A 288-nucleotide genomic window follows, 5' to 3' on the forward strand; every position below is an offset into this window, starting at 1 on the left:
AAGGGCTTAATTGCTCTCTCCGCACGATTATTATCCAACTCTAATCGCCCATCCAAAAGAAAGGCTTCCAGTTTAGGCCACTGCGACTTACAATATTTAATGGCTTTACCTAATGCACTTTTTGGTAACACCTTTGGTGTTTGTACTTTTAACCATTTAGAAAATTCATCTAAGATAGGAAGGCTTAATTCATTTCTTTTGTGATAACGGTCAACGGCATCCAATTCTTTCAATTGACGCTCAACTTTATAAAGTTGATCACAAAAATTTAAACCTTCTTGCGCAGTA

1 protein-coding gene is annotated in these 288 nt (G+C 36.5%); it reads right to left on the reverse strand.

What is annotated here, in order from left to right; genetic code table 11:
• Positions 1-288, reverse strand: a 288-nt coding sequence (locus tag N784_RS15855) for an IS66 family transposase (RefSeq protein ID WP_036836584.1), incomplete at both ends; no start/stop codon positions are given.

The organism is Pontibacillus litoralis JSM 072002 (assembly GCF_000775615.1).
Taxonomy (GTDB): domain Bacteria; phylum Bacillota; class Bacilli; order Bacillales; family BH030062; genus Pontibacillus; species Pontibacillus litoralis.